Genomic DNA, 18,212 nt, shown 5'->3' with positions numbered 1-18,212 from the left:
GGGGTAGGTAACTCTGGAAGTTAGTGCCTTAACAAAATACGCACCAAAATTTAACCCTTGATATTTCAGTAATTAATTCAGATACAAGATTATATTTATTATTTTTCTGTATTACTTGATTTGTTTGGTTAGTAAGTCCAACTTATCGTTCAGTGCCTTAAATTCATTTCTAACTTCCTGCCTAAACTCTTTTTGTTCTTGCTGTTCTTTCTGCAATTCTGTAAGTATTTCTAAAATTTTCTGTTCCATTCCGTTCACCATCCTAAGTATTATTAACGCTTTTTATTTATTCAAGTATATCATTTTTTGTTTAGTTACCGTCTTACTTTTACTGCTTTTCAAATACCTATATGTAGGAAATGGTTAGCTGCTTTAAATGATACAAGCAGATGGACCATTGTGTACATTCAATTGTTTACTTTTGTTACGGGTTTAAGTAACTGGCTAATAAAGCTGGTTACTTTTTTAATTGGTTAATTGTAGCATATCGCTACTGAAATCGAATAGGAAGGTAGTGCAGTATGGAACCAGGACTATTAAAGTACCTTAGAAATATCAGCAATTTATCACAACATGAATTAGCAGTAAAAGCTGGTTTATCAAGAAGCTATGTCTCATTGGTGGAACTTGGTGAAAGAAAGTTGAATCACGATACAGAAACGAAATTAAAAAAAGTGTTTGCTGATGAAGGCTTACATGATAAAGAAATTCAGCTTATTAAGGATATTAGACAGGCTACTAAACTTAATAAGAATCGGAAAGGGGTGTTATAGGGTGGCTACAATCAACACTCTTGAACACCAAATACAAATACTAGAAAATATAAAACAAGCTTTACACGCTGGGTACTATTCAATAGATGCATTATTAAATGAAATTGATAAGATACTTTATTCGGTACAGCATGAAGAATTTAAATACAGTGTTAAATATCGAAGAACCAAAGATAATGTTCATTCACATATGGGTTGTTACCGTAATTATGCAACTAGACATAAGTATAAAGCACTTGGTTACTTACAGGATATTAAGGGTGCTATTATTCAACAGTGTGTTAAACGTGCAGTAGTTATTATTGAAAAATTAATAGACACTAATTTCTTTCAAAAACCAGTTATTTCAAAATTAGATAGCTGGCAACCATTACAGAATGTAAATTTAGCATTTGAAACTCTAAGAATATGAAGGGGGAAGTTAACGTGGGTGAAATCATTAAAGATATGGATGCAGTACCAGTACCTACTGGTTTAACAGAAAGACAGCAAAATATAGCCAAGGCTTGGGTTGATAATGAATTAAATGATGGTTTAACAGTACAGGAATTTTGTCGCAAAAACAGTTTATCTTCGGCAACTTTAAGCAAATGGAATAAAGATATAGATTTCTCTAAGTATGTTCAGGATTTGAAGGGGGAAGTCATTTCTTCAGACGAAATTAGGGCTTACGAAGTTGTTAAAAAGCACATACTTGAAAGGGTTAATAGTGCTAATCCAAGTGATAAAGATATCCAAATGTTCACAGACCATTTTCAATATGTTGTAAAATACGAACAACATAAAGCTATGGAGAAGTTGGGAATAGCACCAAATGGACAGCCTTCAAGAGACAATCGTACATTGCAAGAGAAAAAAGAAGCATTGTTCCGGCGTTTAAAAACAAATAATAATACGGGGGAAATTGAGGATGGCGAATAAGTATATTTTACAGGGTGTAAAGGAACAGGCAAAGAAACTAGCTGAAGAACAAGCAAAGGTAAAAGCTGAATATGAAAATAAGAAACAAGAATCCAATGCAGAAACAATTGATATTCGTGATGGTGGAAACAAAATGACCACACAGGATATTCAGAATTTATTAGAACAACAGGCAGGGGCGATTATGGAACTGACAGAACGGTTAGATGCATTTGAAAAAAGGGGAAATGAATGATGAAAGATAAAGAATCAACAGTAATTACAGATATACAGAAATTAATTGATAAAGCTGAAATGGTAAAGAAACGTTTCGCAGATTCACTTGAAAAAGCTAAAAAGGAAGTAGATAGTCTTATTAAAGAAATAGAAGTTTTAGATGCTGAAAAACACGAAATGTATAAGGGTTATGTATTAGGTGATTTTGATATATCAGTTTATCAGGAAGCTAAAAGTATTGTAGAAGGCAAACAGGAATTGCTTCAAGTTGCAGAAGCTAAAGTAAATGATATCAGTTCTTTAGAACAGGAAGAACTTGCAACTATATATCAAAAGTATGAAGAGATGCAACAACAATTTCAACTAGAAAAGCAGAAATCACAAGCAAAAACTTATAAAAAATTAATGGAAGCAAAACATGATTTTTTACAACAGGTAGCTGATATTTCGAAGGAAGAATTTAGAATGTATATGCTGGAAAGAAAAATAGGTGATGTTGAAGTTGATGCTGGATTAAAAAACTATAATTATATTGATTATTATTCACCATATTTTAAATGGTTTGCTATGGAAGAAGGTAGTGATATTAACATTGGAAATATTGAACTACATGAAGTATATCGTAATCGGAAAATTAGTCCTTCTTTTATGGCAGAATACAATAAGCAAAAAATAATTCAGAAATAGCTGGGGCTTTGTAAGCTTCAGCCTTTTTTATTTCTATTGAAGGGAATCTAAGGGAATCTAACATGAAAAATAATAAAGGTAAAAACTCACAAGAAAGTAGAAGGGCAGTTGTCAAACGACACACAATAGAAAAAGATTATCCAATACTTAATATTACAGTAAATCAAGATAGTGAAACTACCACTTACAAGCGTTACTTTAAAAGTATTGATGATGCTGAAAAATTCCGGGAAAAACTTATTGAACTAATAGAAGGGTTTGAGTTGTATGATTAGGAAATTAACGGGCTGGATTAAAGAATTATTTACCACTAAGGAAGAACCCACTGAACATGATGTTACACCTAAAGCGATTAAACGCATGCATCAATTAAATGATGAACTGAAGCACTTAATAATTTCATATGATTCAAATTTGCAGGGGCTACAAGAAGCATATAATAATAATTTAGTGTTATACAATCAGCAATATCAGAAGTATAAAGAATTATTCACTCGTTATCAGAATAAAGCTGGTGTCACAGATGAACAGTTAAAAGAAGTATATAAATTATTAAAGGAAAACGAAGAGGTACTAAGGAATTCTGGGTATGAATTAAAGAAGGTAGAACAATACAGAGAAGAAGATATTTTTGTTTTAGTAAGTGAAATGAATGATATAAGCAAGGAATATATAAAAGGATTATTAAAAGTGATTAACCATAACGCTGATGAACTGAAGCAATTAAAAAAGCAATATTTATTAAAATTGATGGATATGGGGGCAGCGTATTCACATGCAATTAATACAGAAAAAACAGTAAAGAAAAGTTTAGAAACAGTTGAAAGTAAATATATTTTTGAACTAATAGCAACACTTGGAATACACACAGAAAGCATAAACATGATGGAATTTGAAATAGATTCAGAATCAATTACACAAGCATTAAAAGGTACTACAGATAACTAACAGATACAATAGATATCGTAGTAAATTGAAATTAAGCAAATTTGTTTACTTAAGTTTCCTTTATAATGGAGATGAAGGAGATGATTAAGGAAATGAAACCTAAAGAACAAATAATGAGAATTAATAATTTAGATAGCGATATTGTTTCAAAGACATTATTAACTTCCTATGAATTGTTTTGGCAACTTGATGATATTATTGATAGAAACGTATTTAGTATGAAAGATAGTAAAATCTCTAGTAAAGAAATAATTAATAGATTGTATCAGTTAAGCCTGGAAGAGTTTGGACAAAAAATTAGTGATGAATACCTTAATTTAGGCAGTTTAGATTATGTATCGAAAGAACTAATACAGTATATAGGCTTTGAATATAGTGATGAAGTTGCCGATACAATAATCACCGATTATTGTATGGAAGTAGCGAACGATAAGGACATAAATGAATTAAAAAGGGAATTAATTGAACATGCTATAGATTTAGAAAGTATAGATTGAGTAAATTAAGTAATGAAGCAATGGTTTCTGAAACAAAAATTAACAAGCAGCCATTCAAATTGAAATTGAACTAAATGAAATAAAAAAACAAACAGTTGAATAAAATGGCGGGCTTAATTAAGGAAAACATCAATATTAATCGAAAAGTTGATACTTTATAAAGAAAATCCATAATGTTACTACGGCACAAACTGAATAATAAGCAAAAAATAGTTTGGAGTGTTACCTAAAAGTCAGAAAGTTCAAATCAAATTATTAATGCCGTGACAGGTTTAATGAAGTATGGGTAAGCTTTAATTAAAATAACAGTTTGTTTCAGTAAAGACACCAGAAAATATCGTTTGACTTATAGAATTGGTAGTAATATAATTTAAATAGTTAGTGAATATTTACCAACTAACTTACATAATGCAGACCAATAAATAAATGATAATGAAAACAAACATAATCTTATGAACCCTTGATGTGTAAGTGGCTATACGATAAGTATTACAAAAGCAAAACCGACCAATTCAGAATTCATTGCAATGGTTGCAGACCATTTACGTTTAGAACATAAAGCAAGTTAAAAAGAGCGGCATCTACAATAGATGCCGCTTACTTTTAATCAAAAAAAGCATAATACAATGATTTTACAGCTTTATCTAGATCTTCTGCTTTAATACCAAACATCATAGACACCTCTGAGGATCCTTGGTTAATCATCTCGATATTGACATTTGCGTTTGATATCGCAGTTGTTGCCTTTTGGGCAACACCGATGGTTCTTACTAGACCTTCTCCTACAATCATAATCATCGCAAGATTGCGATGAATAGAGATAAGGTCAGGGTTTAATTCATTTTGTATTCTAGCCAAAATTCTTTTTTCTTTTTCGATGGGTAAACCATTTTCTCGCAGGATAACCGACATATCATCAATCCCAGATGGTGCATGCTCAAAAGAAATTCCTTCGTCTTCCAAGATATGAAATAGCCTTCTTCCGAAACCTACTTCACGGTTCATTAAATATTTACTGATGTAAATACTACAAAAGCCACTATCACTAGCAATGCCAACGACACATTTTTCGCTTGGTTTTTTTTCAGATACAATATACGTGCCTGGTGCATCTGGATTATTCGTATTTTTTATACAAACAGGGATTTCTTCTTTGTATGCAGGAATTAGAGCTTCATCATGAAATACAGAAAAGCCAGCGTAGGATAATTCACGCATTTCTTTATAGGTTAATGTTGTTATTTCTTGCGGATTATCTACGAAGGTCGGGTTAACCGAATAAACAGAATCAACATCTGTGAAGTTCTCATACAGGCTCGCTTTTACTCCTGCTGCAACAATTGACCCTGTTATGTCAGAACCACCTCTAGAAAAGGTAATCAGTTTCTCTTCTTTGGTATAACCAAAGAAACCAGGGATAACCATAACTTCATCCGTATTTCTTAGTTCATATAATTTATCAAAACTCTCTGGCAAGATTTTTGCATTCCCTGGATTATTACTAACAATTATTCCGGCGACTTTAGGATTCATATAAGTTGCTTCTATTCCCGATAACGTAAGGTAAGCACTAAGAATTTTGGCCGAACTATCTTCACCGACTGCCTTTAATGCATCTAATTTTTCAAGAACTGTTGTATTTCTCTCTAGGATGGCATAGATCGTATTTTTTATATTTTCAAGAATTTCCCCCTCCAGGTTTAATTCTTCTACTATTTCATTAAAACGTTTCATAATCGGATATATGTATTCATCTATCGTTTCGTTCCGTTGATGCGCTTCTCCTAATTGAATAAGCATGTCTGTTATTTTTTCGTCATCCTTAAATCTTTTCCCTGGTGCGGATACTACTATGAATTTTCTTTGGGGATCAGTCTTAATTATATTTGCGACTTTTCTTATTTGTTCTGCACTTGCTACAGAGCTCCCCCCAAATTTTGCTACTTTCACGCTAAATTCCTCCCGATGATATTTTTAATTTAAATAATAACATAAATTCTGTTTTTTAGAAAAATAAAAAAAGGCCAAGCGGTACATATTACGACTAATTCGTTAGTTATTCTTCTTTATTTCTTCTCTGGTTCGTTGTCGCTTTCGGTCACGGTATATGATAAATCCACCAATAAAAGCAATTCCGGCAAGAAATAGAATCAAGCCAATAATAAACTGAATACTTGTGTGGAAAAATATCGGATAAAAGGAAGCGAATAAGGAGTCCCTCATTAACTTAATTCCGATAGCAGATATGATTCCAGGAATGAACAATAAAAGCGCTGCGATAATTCTCATTATGCTATTTCCCCTTATCTAGTGTCTCATTGTAGTATATCAAAACAATTCTAAAAAAGGAATGAAGTTACAATTTGCATTCAATTGCAGGCTATCGTATGATAATAGTATGCAAAATTATGCAAGGTGGGATGAGATGAAGCGAGTGCTTATTGTTGGCGCAGGTAAAGGTGGTAGCATACTTTTAAATATATTATATGCTACTGAAACCATGGAGATTGTAGCGGTAATTGATCCAAAAGATAATGCACCTGGTATTGAGTTAGCAAAAAGATACAACATCCCTATTGATAATAGTTGGAAAAATTGGATAAATAAGGATATAGATATTGTTATAGAAGCTACAGGGAATGAAACTGTTCTTGATCATCTAATTGAATCAAGAAACCGGAAAACAGTCGTTATCCCTGGTAGTGTTGCTTATATTATTTCCGAATTGGTAGATGAGAAAGAAGCGCTTTTGGATAAAGTTAAACTACAAATGCGAAATCAGGAATTGATCTTAAACAATATTCGCGATGGTATGATTGTCGTAAATAATGAAGGTAGAGTAACTTTTGTTAATCACAGTGCGGAATCTATTGTCGGAAAGGCAAAACCGGAGTTCGAAGGTCAATCAATTGAACAAGTAATCACGAATACGAGATTACCACATGTGTTGCGAAATCGAAGGAAAGAGGTAAATCAAAAGCTTACTTTAGAGAATGGAAAGCAGGTTATTACGACTCGAATTCCAATTATTAGCGCTGATGACTTGCTGGTAGGTGCTTTCGCAGTATTTAAGGATATTACTGAGGTCGTGAAGTTAGCGGAAGAAAACACGGATTTAAAAGAAATCAAAACAATGCTGGAAGCAATTATTTACTCATCTGATGAAGCAATTAGTGTAGCAGATGAGAATGGGTTAGGAATCATGATAAATCCTGCGTATACTCGGATAACTGGTCTAGAAGAAGCAGATGTTATTGGAAAACCAGCAACTACTGATATTTCTGAAGGAGAAAGCATGCATTTGAAAGTTCTACAAACACGTCGCGGTGTACGAGGGGCCACGATGAAGGTAGGACCAAATAAAAAAGAGGTATATGTTAATGTTGCTCCTGTGATTGTGGATGGAAAAATGAAAGGGAGTGTAGGTGTACTTCATGATATTTCTGAAATACAAGCATTAACGAGTGAATTAAAACGGGCAAGACAAATTATTCGTAATTTGGAAGCAAAGTATACGTTTGATGACATTATTGGTAATTCTACGGAAATGAAATTAGCTCTTGAGCAAGCAAAGGTTGGTGCAAAAACACCAGCCACGGTACTTCTGAGAGGTGAATCAGGTACTGGAAAAGAATTGTTTGCACATGCCATACATAATGAAAGCGATCGTAAACATCATAAATTTATCCGAGTAAACTGTGCAGCTATCGCGGAATCCATTTTAGAGAGCGAGTTATTTGGTTATGAAGAGGGGGCTTTTTCAGGTGCTAAAGCTGGTGGAAAGAAGGGGCTCTTTGAGGAAGCAAATTTCGGCAGTATATTTCTGGATGAAATAGGCGAATTATCGTTAAATATGCAAGCTAAACTACTAAGAGTACTGCAAGAAAATGAAATAGTACGAGTTGGTGGAACCGAGCCTATTGCCATAAATGTAAGAATCATCACTGCAACAAATATCAATTTGGAAAAAGCGATAATGGCTAAAACGTTTAGAGAAGATTTATACTATCGTTTGAATCGATTGCCTATCTTTATTCCTACTTTACAGGAAAGATTGTCTGACTTACCTCTATTAGCTGATCATATTATATTGAAGATAAATCAAGATTATGGAAGAAATGTTCATTCTATTTCAAATGAAGTACTTGATGTTTTAAAACATTATCATTGGCCGGGGAACATTCGGGAATTAGAGAATATTCTTGGACGGGCAATGATTTATATGGATATGAACGAAGAAGTTATAAAACAGAAACATTTGCCAAATCTTTTAGGGAAATCGAATGAAAAAGAGATGGTACAAATGACAGAACAAAATAATTCCTTACAGACTGCTGTTGAGAACTATGAAAAACAATATATTAAGCGTATATACAAGAGCAATAATTATAATAAAACGAAGACTGCCAAAGATCTGAATATATCTATTCGAAGTTTGTATTATAAAATGGATAAATACGAAATTGAAAAAAATAGCATGCAATAATTTGCGATACCCGCAAAGATATGCAGGATAAACATTTAATAAATGAAGCGTTTTCAATAAGTTTATTTTGGCATGATTTTTGCATAGTAAGAATGGGAGCTAAGGAGGCCGATATGGGAACAATAAAAACATTAAACGAATTAAAAGATAAAACAAAGCAAGAAAGAAAACAAATGATTGCAATTGCGAATGCTGCTGATACAGGAATTCTTCAAGCAGTGAAAATGGCTCTTGAGGATGGTTTATGTCGATTTAAATTATTCGGAGATAAGAATAAAATGGAAAAGGATGCAGCTGAATTAGGGTTTGTCATGGATCAATGGCCATCCGAGGAACTCATAATCGAACACACAGAACAAATTGACGAAGCTGCCGTTGCTGCAGTTAGATCCGTTTCGAGTAAAGAAGCAGATATTCTCATGAAAGGCGATATCGCTACAAAGAATATTTTAAAAGCAGCATTAAATAAAGAATATGGCTTGCGAACAGGGAAAATCTTGTCTCATGTCGCACTGTTTGAAATCCCAAATCAAGAACGCTTGATTTTTCTTACAGATGCTGCAATGAATATTGCTCCTGATTTGCAGCAAAAAGCAGAAATAATAAACAATGCAGTTCAAATTGCACAAGGTATTGGTGTTGAAGTGCCTAAGGTTGCAGCAATAACGCCGGTAGAAGTTGTGAATCAAGCTATGCCTTCAACGATAGATGCAGCCGTACTTACACAAATGCAGCGAAGAAATCAAATAAAAGGATGTATCATTGATGGGCCACTAGCATTTGACAATGCTGTTTCAATAACAGCAGCAAACCAAAAAGGAATCGATTCAAAGGTAGCGGGTCATGCGGATATCTTACTTGCATCGTCTATTGAAGCGGGGAATGCCTTATATAAATCATTTGTTTATTATGCACAAGCAAAAGTTGCTGCAGTCATTAGCGGTGCTAAGGTACCAATCATTTTAACATCGAGGGCAGATACAGCTGAAAACAAACTGTATTCTATTTCATTAGCCCTTGTCTCATCGAAATCATTCTAGGAGGAATTAATAATGCAACTATTTAGTTATATGGAAGAGTATGATTATGAACAATTGGTTTTTTGTCAAGATAAGAATTCTGGATTAAAGGCGATTATCGCAATTCACGATACTACTCTAGGGCCTGCGCTAGGCGGGACAAGAATGTGGACATATAAAACGGAGGAAGAAGCAATTGAAGATGCTTTACGACTAGCTAAGGGTATGACCTATAAAAATGCTGCAGCTGGTTTAAACTTAGGCGGAGGAAAAACGGTCATTATCGGTGATCCCAAAAAAGATAAAAGTCCAGAAATGTTTCGGGCTTTCGGTAGATATATACAAGGTTTAAATGGTAGATATATTACTGCAGAAGATGTTGGAACAACTGTACATGATATGGATCTTATTCATATGGAAACGGACTTTGTTACAGGGATTTCTCCCGAATCAGGCTCTTCAGGTAATCCTTCACCAGTGACTGCTTACGGAGTTTATAAAGGGATGATAGCTGCCGCTAAAGCAGCCTATGGAGATGATTCTTTAGAAGGTAAAACCGTTGCAGTACAAGGAATTGGAAACGTAGCCTATGCGCTATGTGAGTTTTTACATGAAGAAGGTGCCAAGTTAATTGTAACGGACATTAATAAAGATGCAGTTGAAAAGGCGGTAACTGCATTTGATGCACAAGCAGTTGAACCTGAGGATATCTATGATGTGGATTGTGATATATATGCTCCATGTGCTTTGGGAGCTACCATTAACGATGATACAATTCCGAGAATAAAGGCGAAGGTAATTGCCGGTTCTGCAAATAATCAATTGAAATCAACCAAACATGGTGACATTATTCACGAGAAAGGTATTGTGTATGCTCCAGATTACGTCATTAATTCCGGTGGTGTTATCAATGTAGCGGATGAATTACAAGGCTACAATCGGGATAGAGCGATGAAAAAAGTAGAAACGATTTACGACAGCTTACAAAAAGTATTCGAAATATCTAATCGGGATAATATTCCTACGTATGTAGCAGCGGATCGAATGGCTGAAGAGCGGATCGAATCCGAAAGAAATTCTAGAAGTCAGTTCCTACTTAATGGACATCATATTTTAAGCAGACGTTAAGGTACAACTAGATATTGGAGGTAATGTTATTGCGAGATCAATTTAGAAATCTAATCATTAATCCAGGCTCTACTTCAACCAAAATTGGTGTTTTTGATAATGATTCCTGTATTTTTGAGAAAACGATCCGACATCATCCAGATGATTTAGATCAATTTTCTACCATTATTGAACAATATGCGTATCGCAAGCGAATCATTTTGGAACAACTTGATTACGAAGGGATCAATATTTCAAAGCTAAGTGCAGTTTGTGGAAGAGGCGGATTGTTACAAGCAATTCAAGGCGGTACGTATCAAGTAAATGAACAGATGCTTTCTGACTTAAAAATCGGGTATAATGGGGAACATGCCTCAAATTTAGGTGGAATTATTGCGAATGAAATAGCTACTGGATTAAATATACCTGCATATATCGTTGATCCAGTCGTTGTTGATGAATTAGATGACATTGCTCGTTATTCAGGATTTGCCAAAATACCAAGAAAGAGTATTTTTCATGCGCTTAATCAAAAAGCAGTTGCTAGAAAAGTTGCTACAGACCTTCAACAAAAGTATGAACATATGAATTTAATTGTGGCACATATGGGTGGAGGAATTTCTGTTGGTGCACACAAACAAGGCAAAGTAATCGATGTAAATAACGGTTTACATGGAGAAGGCCCTTTTTCCCCAGAAAGAGCTGGAACTGTTCCGGCTGGGGATTTAATTGATTTATGTTTTTCTGGTGAATATTTTCGCGAAGAAATCATGAAAATGGTCGTGGGTCATGGTGGATTAATGGGGTATTTAGAAACGAGCGATGCCAGAGAAGTAGAAAAACGAATTGCTGCAGGCGATAATCGTGCAAAAGCAATTTATGAAGCGATGGCATATCAAATTGCTAAGGAAATAGGATCGGCTAGTGCAGTACTTTCAGGTAAAGTTGATGTTATTGTCCTAACTGGTGGGTTAGCCTATGGAAAAGAATTTACAGATATGATTATTAAACGAATTGATTGGATTGCAGATACGGTTGTTTATCCAGGTGAAGATGAATTAAAAGCCTTAAATGAAGGAGTATTGCGTATTTTGCGAGATGAAGAAGTTCCCAAAACATACCCTAATACGTTAATTGGCAAAGGAGTGTAAGAAATGGCTAAGGAATTTGATTTAGTAATACTTGGTGGGGGAACGGGTGGCTATGTTGCTGCTATTAGAGCATCGCAACTCGGTATGAGTGTAGCTATTGTAGAAAAAGCAGAACTAGGTGGTACATGTTTACATCGTGGCTGTATACCTTCGAAAGCATTATTACGAAGTGCTGAAGTATATAAACAAACAAAAAGCGCTAATGAATTCGGTATTGAAACGAAGGCGACTGCTGTTAATTTTAGCAAAGTACAAGAACGTAAGCATTCCATTATAACAAAGCTGCATCAAGGTGTACAAGGATTAATGAAAAAAGGAAAGATCGAGATATATCATGGTTTTGGTCGCATTTTAGGTCCTAGTATCTTTTCGCCTATGCCTGGTACAATTTCAATTGAATATTCAAACGGGGAGGAAAACACTATGCTTATCCCTAAGAATGTTCTTATAGCTACAGGTTCTTCTCCAAAAACATTACCTGGGTTGGAAATCGACCATGAATATATTATGACCTCCGACGATGCTTTAAAAATGACGGCATTACCTGAATCAATTATTATTGTCGGGGGCGGAGTTATTGGAATAGAATGGGCCTCCATGCTTGCCGACTTTGATGTTGATGTAACGGTAATTGAATACTTAGATCACATCCTTCCAACAGAAGATCTTGAAGTAGCCAAAGAAGTTGAAAAATTATTAAAGAAAAAAGGAATTTCATTTGTTAAAAATGCCAAAGTATTAGCAGATACAATTGAAAAAGAAAATGGAATTTCAGTGGAGGCAGAGGTAGATGGTGAAAATCAGCAATTTGCAGCTGATAAAATGCTCGTTTCAGTTGGAAGAAAACCAAACACCACTAATATTGGTATAGAAAATACAGATATAATTGTTGAAAACGGTTCGATTCAAACCAATAGCTATTATCAAACGAAGGAATCGCATATTTACGCAATCGGAGATGTAATTGGCGGCATGCAATTAGCACATGTGGCATCACATGAAGGAATTACTGCAGTTGAGCATATGGCTGATAAAAATCCAACGCCTATTGATTATAATCATGTCCCTTCATGTATTTATTCTAGTCCAGAAGCAGCTAGTGTTGGTCTTACAGAAAAACAGGCAATAGACCAAGGGTATGATGTTAAAATCGGAAAGTTTCCTTTTCAGGCAGTTGGTAAAGCGCTTGTTTATGGGGAGGCAGATGGGTTTGTGAAAATCATTGCAGACAAGCAAACAGATGATTTATTAGGTATACATATGGTTGGCCCTCATGTAACTGATATGATTTCTGAAGCAGGATTAGCGAAGGTGCTTGATGCAACCCCATGGGAAATAGCTGATTCTATCCATCCTCATCCAACATTGTCAGAAGTAATTGGAGAAGCAGCGTTAGCCGTTGATGGAAAACAAATACATGGATAATTTTAAAGGAGGGAATTTGCATGTCACAAAACCGTCATAAAGAATTAGGACTAACAGATGAACAGGTTCTTCATATGTATAAAATGATGTTATTGGCTAGAAAAATCGATGAAAGAATGTGGCTTCTCAATAGAGCAGGGAAGATACCGTTTGTGATTTCCTGTCAAGGCCAAGAAGCAGCGCAAATTGGCGCATCTTTTGCGTTAGATAGAGAACATGATTATGTTGCACCATACTACCGTGATATGGGTGTGGTACTTGCATTTGGTATGACTTCAAAAGAATTAATGCTTTCAGGTTTTGCAAAAGCGGAAGACCCAAATTCAGGTGGTCGTCAGATGCCAGGCCATTTTGGTCAAAAGAAAAATCGTATATTAACCGGCTCATCACCAGTTACAACGCAATTACCCCATGCTGTAGGTGTTGCATTAGCTGCAAAAATGAGAAAAGATCCAATTGTATCGCTCGTTACTTTGGGTGAGGGTTCCTCGAACCAAGGAGACTTCCATGAAGGGTTGAACTTTGCAGGAGTGCACAAACTCCCGGTGATCACAATGGTTGAAAACAACAAATACGCTATTTCTGTACCGATTGAGAAGCAAATTGCAAGTGAAACAGTTGCTGACCGTGCTCAAGGATACGGAATGCCGGGTTATACGGTTGATGGGAATGATCCGTTAGCCGTTTACGAAGCAGTAAAGAATGCTCGTGAACGAGCGATTAATGGAGAAGGTCCAACATTAATTGAGGCTGTGTCTTATCGATTAACAGCTCACTCTAGTGATGATGATGATCGGACATATCGGGAAAGTAAAGAAGTAGATGAAGCGAAGAAGAAAGATTCACTGATTACGTTTGCTAAATACTTACAAGATGAGAATATATTATCCGAAGACGTTGAAAAACAGGTGAATGACGAAATTGCTAAAGAAGTAAACGAGGCTACTGATTATGCTGAAAATGCAGCCTATGCACAGCCTGAGGATGCCTTAAGATATGTATATGAAGAGTAAGGAGGGAGAATTGTCATGCCAGTAATGTCTTATATTCAGGCAGTAACCGCTGCTTTAAGAGAAGAGATGCAACGGGATGAAAATGTTTTTGTATTAGGAGAAGATGTGGGTAAAAAAGGAGGCGTATTCCGTGCTACTGATGGCTTGTTTGATGAGTTTGGAGAGGCGAGAGTATTAGATACGCCCCTTGCCGAATCTGCCATTGCAGGGGTAGGAATTGGTGCGGCAATGTATGGATTACGCCCAGTAGCAGAAATGCAATTTGCAGATTTTATTATGCCTGCCGTCAACCAGATTATTTCTGAAGCTGCGAAAATACGTTATCGCTCGAACAATGACTGGAATGTACCAATGACGATCCGTGCACCATACGGTGGCGGTGTTCATGGGGCGCTGTACCATTCTCAATCCGTCGAAGCTGTTTTTGCGAATCAACCAGGATTGAAAATCGTAATGCCTTCTACTCCCTATGATGTTAAAGGTTTATTAAAGGCGTCAATTCGTGATAATGATCCCGTTTTATTTTTTGAACATAAACGTGCTTATCGTTTATTGAAGGGAGAAGTTCCTGAAGAAGATTATGTATTACCGATTGGTAAGGCAGATATAAAAAGGGAAGGTTCCGATATTACAATTATTACGTATGGCTTATGTGTTCACTTTGCTCTACAGGCAGCAGAAAAATTAGCTGAGGAAGGGATTGACGCACATATTTTAGACTTACGCACAGTGTATCCACTAGATAAGGAAGCAATTATTGACGCTGCAACGAAAACGGGTAAAGTGCTATTAGTGACGGAAGATAATAAAGAAGGAAGTATTATTGGTGAAGTAGCAGCAATTATTGCAGAGAATTGTTTGTTTGATCTTGATGCACCAGTGCAACGATTAGCAGGTCCCGAAATTCCTTCCATGCCATATGCACCAACCATGGAAAAATATTTTATGATTAACCCTGATAAAGTTGAAAAAGCAATGAAAGAACTAGCGGAATTTTAATACAAGGAGGGCTGTTATATGGCTGCTGAGAAAATTAACATGCCACAATTAGGCGAAAGTGTTACAGAAGGTACGATTAGCTCATGGCTCGTTCGTGTTGGAGATAAGATCAATAAATACGATCCTATTGCAGAAGTAATGACTGATAAGGTAAATGCTGAGGTACCATCATCATTTACTGGAACAATTAAAGAGCTAGTAGCTCAAGAAGGCGATACGATTCAAGTTGGAGATTTAATGTGTTACATCGAGACAGAAGAAAGTAATACAGCAAAGACTTCAAAAGAAACACATCAAGAGAGGGAATCAAAATTAGAAGACGTCCAAGAGGACACTGTAAAGGATCAATCCATGAAAAAACGTTATTCACCAGCGGTATTACGACTCGCTCAAGAGAATGATATTGATTTAGAACAAGTAGAAGGTTCAGGTAAGCATGGAAGAATTACCAGAAAGGACCTTGAAAAGATCATCGAATCAGGTACGAAACCGACGAAAGAAAAAACGACTACCATGGAATCATCTCCATCGGAAGAAAATAAAAAAACAGATACAACAACTGCTGCATCCAAGCAATCGGGACCTACGTCGCAACCTGGAGATGTTGAAATTCCCGTTACAGGCGTTCGTAAAGCAATTGCTCAGAATATGGTACGTTCTAAACAAGAAATTCCACATGCCTGGATGACTGTTGAAGTAGATGTAACGGATCTTGTTACTTACAGGAATCAAATCAAGGATTCATTTAAACAAAAGGAAGGGTACGGGCTTACGTTCTTTGCTTTCTTTGTAAAAGCTGTTGCTCAAGCTTTAAAAGAGTTTCCACAACTAAATAGTACGTGGGCAGAAGATAAAATCATTCAACGTAAAGATATCAACCTTTCGATTGCTGTAGCTAAGGATCAAGAATTATTTGTACCAGTTATTCATCATGCGGATGATAAAAGTATAAAAGGAATTGCTAAGCAAATTCATGAATTAGCTATGAAGGCTAGATCAGGAAAGCTAACAGGTGATGATATGAAAGGAGGGACGTTTACTGTAAATAATACAGGATCCTTTGGTTCGATCCATTCGATGGGGGTAATTAATCATCCGCAGGCAGCGATTTTGCAGGTAGAATCGATTGTAAAACGTCCTATGATTGTCAATGATATGTTTGCAGCTCGTGATATGGTAAACCTTTCACTATCGCTTGACCATCGTATATTGGATGGATTAGTATGTGGTCAGTTCCTTGCACGTGTGAAGGAGCTCTTAGAAAATATGAATGAAAATACAATAAACATCTATTAGTATTTCATTATTAATGCTATCTCACATAAATGTATATCATTGAAATATAGGCAGGATGCTGGTATCCTATCTATAGGTGAGAGAACATTAAAATAAGGGGTTTGATTTGAATGGATTTTAATATATTTATGAATGATGTTGTAGATGCTGCGCGTAAGGATATTAGAGAGGCTGGTTATCAGGAATTAACAACTCCTGAAGATGTAGATCAAGCACTAGCTCAGGACGGCACGACGTTAGTTATGGTAAATTCTGTTTGTGGTTGTGCTGGTGGGATTGCCAGACCTGCGGCTGCAAACGCCATTCACTATGATAAACGCCCGGATCAACTTGTAACTGTATTTGCGGGACAAGATAAAGAGGCAACTGAAAAAGCAAGACAATATTTTGAAGGATATCCGCCATCATCACCATCTTTCGCTTTCTTAAAAGATGGTAAAATCGTTACAATGCTAGAACGTCATGATATTGAAGGGCATAATGCGATGGATGTAATCGGCAAGCTTCAAGCTATTTTTGATCAACATTGTAAAGAAGTATAAATCTGGGTAATTCGTATATGGGGCTGTCTCTATGTTATCGTAGGTCAGCCTTATTTTTTCGAAGTTTTAGCTTTCAACTTATTTTTAAGGATAATTGAGCAGCATAAAGGAGAATAGAGCGTGAAGATAGGTTATCGAACAATCAAAACTGCGATAGGCACACCTATTGCGATTTGGATTGCTCAATTATTGGGACTATCAAATTTTGTTTCAGCAGGTATTTTAACCATATTATGTATCCAGCCATCAAGAAAACAATCGTTTCTCAGTGCTTGGAATCGCTTTTTAGCATGCATCATTGCTAGTATGTTATCTATTGTATTCTTTCATTATATTGGGTACCATCCTGCGGTTGTTGGGGTCTTACTAATGGTATTCATTCCAGTAACGGTATTCTTAAATATTACCCAAGGTATTGCAACAAGCTCTGTCATCATTCTAAACTTATACAGCGCTCAATATTTAGATTATGCCTTTTTAGTAGATCAATTTTTACTCATTGTAATAGGGATAGGAACAGGTTTACTATTAAATATATATATGCCAAGCTTAGATAATAAATTAAAGGCAAAACAAAAAGAGTTAGAGCAAAATTTTCAAGTTGTACTGTATGAGATTGCTCTATACGTACGTAATCGAAATATTGTTTGGGATGGTAAAGAAATTACAAAGATCGGGCAGTTATTGGAAGAAGCAGCAGATTTAGTTGAGCGGGATAAAGAAAATCATCTATTAAGGAATAAGCATCCATATCGTGATTACTTCCGAATGCGGTCTAGGCAATACGAATTACTACAACGGATGCTACCCCTTGTAACAAAATTACCAAAAAAAGATTCCATTACTGAAAAGATAGCAGCATTTTTTGAAGGGCTGTCAGAAGCTGTTCACCCAGGAAATACAGCTGTTATTTACTTAGAAGAGTTAGAACAGCTAAAAAAAGAATTTGATAATGAGGATCTTCCTTGTTCACGAGAAGAATTTGAAACAAGGGCGAATTTATTTAGATTATTACATGATATAGAAGATTATCTACTTTTAAAAAAGAGATATAAAGAAAGTGATATAAATATAAGAAAAAAATTAACAAAATAAAAAGACTGGACTTTTACGTAAAGTCTAGTCTTTTTTT

21 protein-coding genes and 1 pseudogene are annotated in these 18,212 nt (G+C 35.5%); 19 read left to right on the top strand and 3 right to left on the bottom strand.

Annotated features, from left to right (window positions below; genetic code table 11):
- Positions 1 to 111 precede the first annotated feature (111 nt).
- On the bottom strand, positions 112 to 249 hold the full coding sequence (locus JKP73_RS11530) for a hypothetical protein (protein ID WP_200411249.1): 138 nt from the start codon (positions 247 to 249) through the stop codon (positions 112 to 114).
- 272 nt (positions 250 to 521) lie between these two features.
- Here JKP73_RS11530 and JKP73_RS11525 point away from each other — a divergent pair, with 272 nt between their 5' ends.
- The 9 genes and pseudogenes from JKP73_RS11525 to JKP73_RS11485 all read left to right on the top strand — a co-directional run.
- Positions 522 to 773: a helix-turn-helix domain-containing protein gene (locus tag JKP73_RS11525; protein ID WP_200411248.1), complete on the top strand. Its 252-nt coding sequence runs from the start codon at positions 522 to 524 to the stop codon at positions 771 to 773.
- 1 nt (position 774) lies between these two features.
- Complete coding sequence (locus JKP73_RS11520) at positions 775 to 1,185, top strand: hypothetical protein (RefSeq protein WP_200411247.1); 411 nt, start codon at positions 775 to 777, stop codon at positions 1,183 to 1,185.
- 14 nt (positions 1,186 to 1,199) lie between these two features.
- Complete coding sequence (locus JKP73_RS11515) at positions 1,200 to 1,694, top strand: phBC6A51 family helix-turn-helix protein (protein ID WP_200411246.1); 495 nt, start codon at positions 1,200 to 1,202, stop codon at positions 1,692 to 1,694.
- Positions 1,684 to 1,929, top strand: coding sequence for a hypothetical protein (locus JKP73_RS11510; RefSeq protein WP_200411245.1), 246 nt, complete (start codon positions 1,684 to 1,686; stop codon positions 1,927 to 1,929). Before JKP73_RS11515 ends, JKP73_RS11510 begins: the two co-directional genes overlap by 11 nt.
- A complete protein-coding gene (locus JKP73_RS11505; RefSeq protein WP_200411244.1) occupies positions 1,926 to 2,597 on the top strand; it encodes a hypothetical protein in 672 nt (223 codons plus the stop codon). Before JKP73_RS11510 ends, JKP73_RS11505 begins: the two co-directional genes overlap by 4 nt.
- A 62-nt stretch (positions 2,598 to 2,659) precedes the next feature.
- Entirely contained in the window at positions 2,660 to 2,872 is a 213-nt protein-coding gene (locus JKP73_RS11500) for a hypothetical protein (protein ID WP_200411243.1), read from the top strand.
- The gene (locus tag JKP73_RS11495; protein ID WP_200411242.1) at positions 2,865 to 3,545 is read left to right on the top strand and encodes a hypothetical protein; all 681 of its coding nucleotides are present in this window, start codon (positions 2,865 to 2,867) and stop codon (positions 3,543 to 3,545) included. The genes JKP73_RS11500 and JKP73_RS11495 overlap by 8 nt, the downstream gene beginning before the upstream one ends.
- Positions 3,546 to 3,625: 80 nt before the next feature.
- A complete protein-coding gene (locus JKP73_RS11490) occupies positions 3,626 to 4,042 on the top strand; it encodes a hypothetical protein (RefSeq protein WP_200411241.1) in 417 nt (138 codons plus the stop codon).
- Positions 4,043 to 4,515: 473 nt separating this feature from the next.
- Positions 4,516 to 4,611: pseudogene (locus JKP73_RS11485) on the top strand (sporulation transcription factor Spo0A); the annotation flags it as partial.
- Between the two features lie 34 nt (positions 4,612 to 4,645).
- Here the strand turns inward: JKP73_RS11485 and JKP73_RS11480 are convergent.
- The gene (locus tag JKP73_RS11480) at positions 4,646 to 5,992 is read right to left on the bottom strand and encodes an aspartate kinase (protein WP_160807148.1); all 1,347 of its coding nucleotides are present in this window, start codon (positions 5,990 to 5,992) and stop codon (positions 4,646 to 4,648) included.
- A 102-nt stretch (positions 5,993 to 6,094) separates the two neighbouring features.
- Positions 6,095 to 6,334: a DUF2627 domain-containing protein gene (locus JKP73_RS11475; protein ID WP_031335513.1), complete on the bottom strand. Its 240-nt coding sequence runs from the start codon at positions 6,332 to 6,334 to the stop codon at positions 6,095 to 6,097.
- 133 nt (positions 6,335 to 6,467) lie between these two features.
- Between JKP73_RS11475 and JKP73_RS11470 the strand changes: the two genes are divergently transcribed.
- The 10 genes from JKP73_RS11470 to JKP73_RS11425 all read left to right on the top strand — a co-directional run bounded on the left by JKP73_RS11470 (position 6,468) and on the right by JKP73_RS11425 (position 18,175).
- Positions 6,468 to 8,528, top strand: a complete 2,061-nt coding sequence (locus JKP73_RS11470; protein WP_021291172.1) for a sigma 54-interacting transcriptional regulator — start codon at positions 6,468 to 6,470, stop codon at positions 8,526 to 8,528.
- Positions 8,529 to 8,620: 92 nt separating this feature from the next.
- Positions 8,621 to 9,568, top strand: a complete 948-nt coding sequence (gene yqiS / locus JKP73_RS11465) for a phosphate butyryltransferase (protein WP_200411451.1) — start codon at positions 8,621 to 8,623, stop codon at positions 9,566 to 9,568.
- A 12-nt stretch (positions 9,569 to 9,580) separates the two neighbouring features.
- The gene (bcd, locus tag JKP73_RS11460; RefSeq protein WP_200411240.1) at positions 9,581 to 10,675 is read left to right on the top strand and encodes a Glu/Leu/Phe/Val family dehydrogenase; all 1,095 of its coding nucleotides are present in this window, start codon (positions 9,581 to 9,583) and stop codon (positions 10,673 to 10,675) included.
- A gap of 23 nt (positions 10,676 to 10,698) precedes the next feature.
- The gene (gene buk / locus JKP73_RS11455; protein WP_200411239.1) at positions 10,699 to 11,805 is read left to right on the top strand and encodes a butyrate kinase; all 1,107 of its coding nucleotides are present in this window, start codon (positions 10,699 to 10,701) and stop codon (positions 11,803 to 11,805) included.
- Between the two features lie 3 nt (positions 11,806 to 11,808).
- Positions 11,809 to 13,230, top strand: a complete 1,422-nt coding sequence (gene lpdA, locus JKP73_RS11450) for a dihydrolipoyl dehydrogenase (RefSeq protein ID WP_021291176.1) — start codon at positions 11,809 to 11,811, stop codon at positions 13,228 to 13,230.
- Positions 13,231 to 13,250: 20 nt separating this feature from the next.
- Complete coding sequence (locus JKP73_RS11445; RefSeq protein WP_021291177.1) at positions 13,251 to 14,243, top strand: thiamine pyrophosphate-dependent dehydrogenase E1 component subunit alpha; 993 nt, start codon at positions 13,251 to 13,253, stop codon at positions 14,241 to 14,243.
- 15 nt (positions 14,244 to 14,258) lie between these two features.
- The gene (locus JKP73_RS11440; RefSeq protein WP_038243824.1) at positions 14,259 to 15,242 is read left to right on the top strand and encodes an alpha-ketoacid dehydrogenase subunit beta; all 984 of its coding nucleotides are present in this window, start codon (positions 14,259 to 14,261) and stop codon (positions 15,240 to 15,242) included.
- A gap of 18 nt (positions 15,243 to 15,260) precedes the next feature.
- Positions 15,261 to 16,538 (top strand): dihydrolipoamide acetyltransferase family protein, encoded by a 1,278-nt coding sequence (locus JKP73_RS11435; RefSeq protein ID WP_038243827.1) that lies wholly within the window; start codon positions 15,261 to 15,263, stop codon positions 16,536 to 16,538.
- Positions 16,539 to 16,648: 110 nt separating this feature from the next.
- Positions 16,649 to 17,080: a BrxA/BrxB family bacilliredoxin gene (locus tag JKP73_RS11430; protein ID WP_021291180.1), complete on the top strand. Its 432-nt coding sequence runs from the start codon at positions 16,649 to 16,651 to the stop codon at positions 17,078 to 17,080.
- Positions 17,081 to 17,200: 120 nt separating this feature from the next.
- Positions 17,201 to 18,175 (top strand): aromatic acid exporter family protein, encoded by a 975-nt coding sequence (locus JKP73_RS11425; RefSeq protein WP_021291181.1) that lies wholly within the window; start codon positions 17,201 to 17,203, stop codon positions 18,173 to 18,175.
- The last annotated feature ends 37 nt before the right edge of the window (positions 18,176 to 18,212 follow it).

The sequence above is a fragment of the Virgibacillus salexigens genome (assembly GCF_014905415.1).
Lineage (GTDB): Bacteria > Bacillota > Bacilli > Bacillales > Amphibacillaceae > Virgibacillus > Virgibacillus salexigens.
This window is presented reverse-complemented; position numbering and strand designations above follow the sequence as displayed.